Genomic DNA, 7,113 nt, shown 5'->3' with positions numbered 1-7,113 from the left:
ATTTGATTAAAAAATTTATTTTAAATAATAGGATTTCGAAAAGCGAGAAGTTCAAGGAAGCGATTGAGTGAGCACCGGAGCGTATATAAATACGTGAGGATGTGAGTGAAAGAGCTGACGAAGAAATTCGATGCTTAGCGAAAACCGTAAATTATGGCTCAGTAGCTCAGTTGGTAGAGCAAAGGACTGAAAATCCTTGTGTCGGCGGTTCGATTCCGTCCTGAGCCACCTTTCTAAAAATGGAGGGGTAGCGAAGTGGCTAAACGCGGCGGACTGTAAATCCGCTCCTTAGGGTTCGGCGGTTCGAATCCGTCCCCCTCCACCATTTATAAATATAGGGGTATAGTTTAAAGGTAGAACAGAGGTCTCCAAAACCTCCGGTGTGGGTTCGATTCCTACTACCCCTGCCAATATTAATTATGGCGGATATGGCGAAGTGGTTAACGCATCGGATTGTGGCTCCGACACTCGTGGGTTCGATTCCCATTATTCGCCCCATTTAATTATCACATTATTTTAATTTATGAATATATTACTATTGGGCTATAGCCAAGCGGTAAGGCAACGGACTTTGACTCCGTCACTCGTTGGTTCGAATCCAGCTAGCCCAGCCATTTCGCGGAAGTAGTTCAGTGGTAGAACACCACCTTGCCAAGGTGGGGGTCGCGGGTTCGAATCCCGTCTTCCGCTCCAAGAGCATCATGGCGGCATAGCCAAGTGGTAAGGCAGAGGTCTGCAAAACCTTTACCACCGGTTCGAATCCGGTTGCCGCCTCCATAATTTAAATTGAAATTGCTTATAAGATAGTTTATATATTATTACGCCGGGGTGGCGGAACTGGCAGACGCACAGGACTTAAAATCCTGCGGTAGGTGACTACCGTACCGGTTCGATTCCGGTCCTCGGCATTATTTATAATTATAAGCAGCTCGCCGGTGTGGCGGAATTGGCAGACGCGCACGACTCAAAATCGTGTTCCTTCTGGAGTGTCGGTTCGACCCCGACCACCGGTATATTAAATTAAAGAGAAACCTAGTAAAGTCAATGCTTTGAGCAATCAGAGTGTTGGCTTTTTTGTCTTTTAGTGTAAAGCGTGGAAAAATTGTACGAAGATTTTCAGATACTATGAGCAAAATCTAATTCTTTTAAAGGTCTTTAAAAGCGATAGAAGAAGTTAAAAGATAAAACTATTTAATATATTATTTATTAGATAGACACTTATAAATATGTTTTTAATACTTCTGAGTTATAACACTATAAACTAGTCTAGCAACCATTATAAAAGGTCGCTAGACTTATTAACCAGTTCGGAAAAGTTTTATCATCAATCCGCCTGCTTCTTTTTAACGCAAAAGTGGAAGACTTCCAGTTAGTTTATTAATGCTCTTTTTTTCTCCATATAGAGCAATGCCAAGATACCGCAAGTCATTTATAGTGGATGAAGCGATTTTCGCGGTATAGTCATCGTAATGTTTTGATATTTGAGCCACGTTAGAAAAATCGACAAGCAGAAGATCAGGAAATTCAGCAGCAACTTTATCTCTTAATAATTTAATTAGACTTCCTGAACCCTTTAGTATAGGAATGGGTGTGTTTGTAATCCCTTCATGAAGCTGTCCTTCCCCGTCAACTACGGCTGGTCCAATAAGTCCCTCTATTTTCTTCCCAACCGTTAATGCCAGTACAGCAGATGTATTGGCAATCAAGCCGATTGGCAATTCAGAATCAATTACCATCACGCATTTTTTATTTTGTAAATCCATTTGCTAATGCTCCTTTTTTTCTTAACTTGATTTTGCTTTCTGAAATACCAAGTCCAGCTAATGTAAGAATTGTCCCTAATACAGACAGCCATGTCATTTGTTCGTGTAAGACGATGGTAGATGTAATTACCGTTATAACAGGGACCATGTAAATATAAATGCTGGTTTTAATTGTCCCTAATGCTTTAATGGCGAAGTTCCATGTAACAAAGCAAAGAGCAGAAGCCCCAAGTCCTAAGAATAAAAGATTGAATATGGAAACTGGGCTGACAAATTTCTCCAGTTTTAACTGGAAGTCAGACAGAAAGACGGCAGGAATCATAAATAAAATTCCGTAAAAAAACACCCTTCTTGTCGTTTGAATCGTATGATATCCGTAACTGCTAATTTTTCTCGTCAATACAGAATAAATTGCCCAAACTAGAGTAGCTGCTACTGCTAATAAATCACCCAATGGGTTTAGTTGAAAATTCGAAGATCCACTAAAGTTAATAAGGAAAATGCCGGTCATTGCAATAACAAATCCTAAGAAAAAATTAATCCGTAACGGTTCATCTTTTATAAATAGATAGTTTAGGATGGCCGTAAAAAATGGTACAACGGAACATATTACCCCTACATTGGATGCAAATGTATAGGTTAGGGCAATATTTTCTAAAAGGTAATATAAAGTAACACCACATAAACCAGCAAATATAAAAGTAAGTTCATGTTTTTTATCGGTTACTTTCAGCCTGTACGGGTATACTGCCATTAAAGCAATGGCACCTATTACAAAACGAAGAAATAGGATTTCAATTGGAGAAAAATGATTTAATAAAATTTTGGTAGAAATAAAGGTTGTACCCCAAATTAAAATGGTAATAAGTGCTGATAAATGGCCATTAGTATGTTTGCTTTCCATTTTTCTGTCCTTTCTTGCAGTTAATTAATAAAAATATCCCGGTATTGTCCTGGTGTCAGTCCGATAAATTCCATAAAGAAATGGCTAAAATGACTTTGATCTCCAAAACCGGTCTGCAGGGCCGCATCTAATGGCTTCAATCCCTGTTCCAGTAGCTTTTTAGCTTTATTGATTCGAACTGTTTGTAAGTAACGATATGGTGTAATCCCTCGAACACGAGTAAATGAACGCAATAAAGAGTATTTATTCATATTAGAAAGTCTTGCTAAATCATCTAAAGCAATAGGCTCCATATAATGGGCTTCTATGTACTGGCAGACATTTTCAACTTTTTGTTCGATATCTCCACGTTCTGTTTCCTCAGCAGGCTCAGCATATTCTTCAATCAGTTGTTTCATCAAGAAATAAAATGTTTCTTCCTTCTTAAAGTCTGGTGATTCGTTCATAAGCATCTGGTGAAGATCATGCAGCAAATGAACATGTTCCTTACGGTAGAATACAGGAGCAGTAAAATAGGGAAGATAGTCTTTTCCGGTAATCTCCTTTGTCACTTTACGCATAATTTCAGGTTTGATATTTAAGCAGCGATAGTCTAATGTTTCGTTGTCAATCTGTTCACAAGCATGATTATCAAAAGGATTAAAAAATATTAAATCACCTGTAGCTATCACATACTCTTTGTTTTTGCATGATAATCGTCTCTGTCCATCCTCTATAAACCCAATTACATAGTATTCATGGAAGTGGTTCGGAAATTTTTGCATGATTCCATGAAAGCGGTATGCTTCAATTTGTAAATCATGATCAAAGCAAACCGTTCTTTCTTCTTGTTTCAAGTGAACAACCTCCTTTTGATATTCTGAATGTAGTGTAGCACATTTTGTTTAATGTCTATTGTATGATATTGACTAATTAAAAAAATGGGCGGGAAATTATAAATACTGTCATGCCAATCCTTATTGTAAATTATTCAAGGAATGAAAAATCTTTATGATGTGATAAAAGAGGAGGCCATTAAACAACTTGCTGTTGATTAAATTGAAAAAGAAGAAGAGAAAAGTATAAGTTAGATAATGTAAAACTCCAAAACTAATTATGGAGTTTTTTGCATATTCTTAACTGTTTTTGTCCCTAAAAAAGCACCTTAATTGTATCAATACTTCAAATTTATGAAAACGCTTTAAATATTAGTATAAAAGTATGATAGCGTTTTCAAATTGATTATTATAAACTAAAGGTGTATCTTGTAAGATTATGATAATAATTGTCATAATTAACTATTTTGTAGAAGAAATAGAGCTGTTAGTTGTGGCAAAGTAAGGAGGTTAATTTTATTCTTTTTAATAAAAAAAGGAATCAAGAGGGAAAATAAATTCAATGAAAACTTTTCCTTAAAAGCGCATCCTTAGCCACGACTTAGAATTTATCTGTTTAAGCAGTATCTTTTTATCTTTATTTAGTTGTAGTCTGAATAGAAGCTTGATTATTTAATGAATTTGTTCAAAAAGTTAGGAACACAAGCTTGCTAATTTCTTCTTTGCATCGTCACTTCAGCCCACACATAGCAACCTACCTCTTTTTGGGCTTCGTGACTTCTTCATCTCAACCTTCTCTGTACTTAATTATCCTCCTTTTTGAACACGTATTTAAGATAGGCTGTTTTCTCAAAGTTTGTTGTTTTTCACATAAAAAGTGGGGAAAGATGTACCCAGCAGACTGAATACACGTAGACTCCTGTGGGAATGCGAGAAAGACGAGACCCCACAGGAGCGTATGCGACGAGGAGGCTCGACGCTCGCTAAACGGACGAAGTGTATTCAGGCTTCGAGTTTAAAAGCAACAATCTATACGAAACAGCCTTAAGATAAGATGAAGTATTACAAAATAAATAAAAAAGAGAGGGAAGACAATGAGAAAGAAACTTGTCTCTATAAGTGTGACGTTTCTTTTATTACTTCTGCCAATGATTTCTGCAAATGCAGCTGATGTTGATTATTATAAAGAAGAACATCGTCCTCAATACCACTACACACCAGAAGCTAACTGGATGAATGATCCGAACGGGATGGTGTACTATGCAGGGGAATATCATTTGTTTTATCAATACCACCCATATGGCTTGCAATGGGGTCCTATGTATTGGGGGCATGCAGTTAGTACGGATTTAGTCCATTGGGAGCATCTTCCGGTGGCGCTTGCGCCTGATGAGCATGGAACGATTTTTTCTGGAAGTGCAGTAGTGGACTGGAATAATACAACTGGTTTTCAAACTGGCACGGAGAAGCCATTAGTTGCGATGTATACACAAGATAAAAATGGTACTCAAGTACAGAGTATTGCTTACAGCAACGATAAAGGAAGAACTTGGACAAAGTACTCAGGCAATCCGGTTATTCCCAATCCAGGGATAAGTGATTTCCGTGATCCAAAAGTTTTTTGGCATGAAGATACAAACAAATGGGTAATGCTGCTTGCTGCGGGTGACAGAATCAAAATTTATACTTCCCCTAACTTAAAACAATGGACATTTGCAAGTGACTTTGGTCAAGGGCAAGGAAGTCATGGCGGCGTGTGGGAATGCCCAGATTTATTCCAGCTTCCTGTTGATGGAAATTCCGGTCAAAAGAAATGGGTGATGCAGGTTAGCATAGGAAATGGAGCTGTTTCTGGAGGGTCCGGTGCACAATATTTTGTAGGAAGCTTTGATGGTACAACCTTTGTAAATGATAATGAACCAAGTAAAGTTCTTTGGACGGATTATGGAAAAGACTTTTATGCAGCTGTTACCTGGTCTGATATTCCAGCTTCTGATGGGCGCAGAATTTGGTTGGGCTGGATGAGCAATTGGCAATATGCGAATGACGTACCAACAAGCCCTTGGAGAAGTGCGATGACTATTCCGAGAACGTTGGCGTTAAAGACACTTCCAGAAGGAATTAGGTTGGTACAATCCCCAGTTACAGAATTAAATTCGATTCGGGGAGCCGTAAACACGTGGACAAATAAAACGATAACTCCTACCAGCAGCAATTTATTAACAGGTGTTACAGGGGATGCAGTGGAAATTAATGCAGAATTTGATGTAAGCGGTTCAACTGCAACAGAGTTTGGCTTTAATGTCCGCAAGGGTGGCAGCCAATACACGAAAATAGCTTATGATAAAAATACAGCTCAGCTTTCGATTGACCGGACTAATTCTGGTAATGTCAGCTTTAATCCGAATTTTACTGGCAAACATAGTGCACCAATGCAGCCGGTTAATGGAAAAATAAAGCTGCGAATCTTTGTTGATCGTTCTTCTGTTGAAGTGTTTGGAAATGACGGTCAAAAAGTGTTAACAGATGTCATCCTTCCAAACCTATCCAGCAAAGATCTTGAAGTTTATGCTGTAAATGGCAGTGCTAAAATCAAGTCGCTTACTGTACACAAATTAAATACAGTTTGGGGATCGACGCCATTTCAATCTAATTTATCTGGCTGGACAACGGTTAATGGTCTATGGGCAGATACAATAGAAGGAAAACAAGGTCGTTCCGATGGAGATTCGTTTATAATAGCTAATAATACAGGTACAAACTTTATATATGAATCAGATATAACAGTGAAAGATGGCAATGGGAAGGGGGCAGGAGCGCTTGTTTTCCGTTCAAGTGATGATGCGAAAAATAGCTATCTTGCCAATGTGGATGTAAAAAACGATGTCGTTAAATTTTTAAAATTTGAAAATGGCGCAGCAACTGTATTAGCGGAGTACCCAACAACATTAGATGTAAATAAAAAATATCATTTAAAGGTAGTGGCAGTAGGCAATAACTTTAAGGTTTACTTAGATGATCGTCTCGTAATCGATAAAAATGATTCTTCCTTCCAATCAGGAAAATTCGGATTAAATGTTTGGGATGCAACGGCGACATTCCAGAACACACGGCAAAACGCTACCCTAGAATTGACGAATCATGATTTTGAAAGCGGTAACTTAAATGGTTGGACAGTTGTTAGTGGAGACGCTTTCAGCAGCGGAGATGTAGCTTCAGACACTACTTATTGGGGTGGACCATTTAATCAAAACAATCAGTTTCATCTTTGGGGCTATAAAGAAGGGGGAGATGATCAGACAGGAACCCTTAAATCCCAAAACTTTATATTAGGTAATGATGGAAAAATTGATTTCTTGATTGCTATATCGATAAATTCTATGTATCTTTAGTAAGAGCTTCAGATGGGCAGGAACTTTTTAAAGAAACAGGTGCAAATACAGAAACTTATACTAGAAAGTATTGGGATGCATCTGCTTATATTGGAACAGAATGTTATATAAAAGTTGTAGACAACGGAAGTGGCAGTTGGGGACATATTAATCTTGATGATGTGAATGTTCCAGTTCAAAGTTTACAATAATATTCAAAAAGAGGAGAACCTAGTTTTTGGGATTCTCCTCTTTCCTCT

The 7,113-nt window shown here is 37.9% G+C and carries 4 protein-coding genes and 9 tRNA genes; 10 read left to right on the top strand and 3 right to left on the bottom strand.

The features are described 5' to 3' along the window. Positions 1 to 155: 155 nt before the first annotated feature. The 9 genes from ACTYA4_RS16505 to ACTYA4_RS16465 all read left to right on the top strand — a co-directional run bounded on the left by ACTYA4_RS16505 (position 156) and on the right by ACTYA4_RS16465 (position 1,013). Positions 156 to 228 (top strand) — tRNA-Phe (locus ACTYA4_RS16505). Between the two features lie 13 nt (positions 229 to 241). Continuing rightward, positions 242 to 325, top strand: a tRNA-Tyr gene (locus tag ACTYA4_RS16500). Between the two features lie 11 nt (positions 326 to 336). Next, positions 337 to 410, top strand: a tRNA-Trp gene (locus tag ACTYA4_RS16495). A 12-nt stretch (positions 411 to 422) separates the two neighbouring features. Further along, positions 423 to 498: transfer RNA gene (locus ACTYA4_RS16490), tRNA-His, on the top strand. 41 nt (positions 499 to 539) lie between these two features. Then, a tRNA-Gln gene (locus ACTYA4_RS16485) sits at positions 540 to 614 on the top strand. A 4-nt stretch (positions 615 to 618) separates the two neighbouring features. Further along, positions 619 to 693 (top strand) — tRNA-Gly (locus ACTYA4_RS16480). A gap of 10 nt (positions 694 to 703) precedes the next feature. Next, a tRNA-Cys gene (locus tag ACTYA4_RS16475) sits at positions 704 to 777 on the top strand. A 45-nt stretch (positions 778 to 822) separates the two neighbouring features. Then, positions 823 to 908 (top strand) — tRNA-Leu (locus ACTYA4_RS16470). Between the two features lie 23 nt (positions 909 to 931). Continuing rightward, positions 932 to 1,013, top strand: a tRNA-Leu gene (locus ACTYA4_RS16465). Between the two features lie 330 nt (positions 1,014 to 1,343). Here the strand turns inward: ACTYA4_RS16465 and ACTYA4_RS16460 are convergent. From ACTYA4_RS16460 to ACTYA4_RS16450, 3 genes are read right to left on the bottom strand one after another with little or no spacing between them, the layout of a single operon-like run. Beyond that, the gene (locus ACTYA4_RS16460; protein ID WP_443483503.1) at positions 1,344 to 1,763 is read right to left on the bottom strand and encodes a DUF2000 domain-containing protein; all 420 of its coding nucleotides are present in this window, start codon (positions 1,761 to 1,763) and stop codon (positions 1,344 to 1,346) included. Next, on the bottom strand, positions 1,747 to 2,667 hold the full coding sequence (locus ACTYA4_RS16455; protein WP_443483504.1) for a DMT family transporter: 921 nt from the start codon (positions 2,665 to 2,667) through the stop codon (positions 1,747 to 1,749). Before ACTYA4_RS16455 ends, ACTYA4_RS16460 begins: the two co-directional genes overlap by 17 nt. 20 nt (positions 2,668 to 2,687) lie before the next feature. Then, the gene (locus ACTYA4_RS16450) at positions 2,688 to 3,503 is read right to left on the bottom strand and encodes a helix-turn-helix domain-containing protein (RefSeq protein WP_443483505.1); all 816 of its coding nucleotides are present in this window, start codon (positions 3,501 to 3,503) and stop codon (positions 2,688 to 2,690) included. A 1,073-nt stretch (positions 3,504 to 4,576) separates the two neighbouring features. Here ACTYA4_RS16450 and ACTYA4_RS16445 point away from each other — a divergent pair. Then, entirely contained in the window at positions 4,577 to 6,874 is a 2,298-nt protein-coding gene (locus ACTYA4_RS16445) for a glycoside hydrolase family 32 protein (protein ID WP_443483506.1), read from the top strand. Positions 6,875 to 7,113 lie beyond the last annotated feature (239 nt).

Source organism: Niallia yueguangensis (assembly GCF_052663115.1).
The sequence above is the reverse complement of the archived record's forward strand: the minus strand, read 5'-3'. Positions and strand labels throughout refer to the sequence as shown.

Coding starts and splice junctions, on each gene's coding strand:
- ACTYA4_RS16460 (WP_443483503.1), bottom strand. CDS start 1,763: ATGGATTTACAAAATAAAAAATGCGTGATGGTAATTGATTCTGAATTG.
- ACTYA4_RS16455 (WP_443483504.1), bottom strand. CDS start 2,667: ATGGAAAGCAAACATACTAATGGCCATTTATCAGCACTTATTACCATT.
- ACTYA4_RS16445 (WP_443483506.1), top strand. CDS start 4,577: ATGAGAAAGAAACTTGTCTCTATAAGTGTGACGTTTCTTTTATTACTT.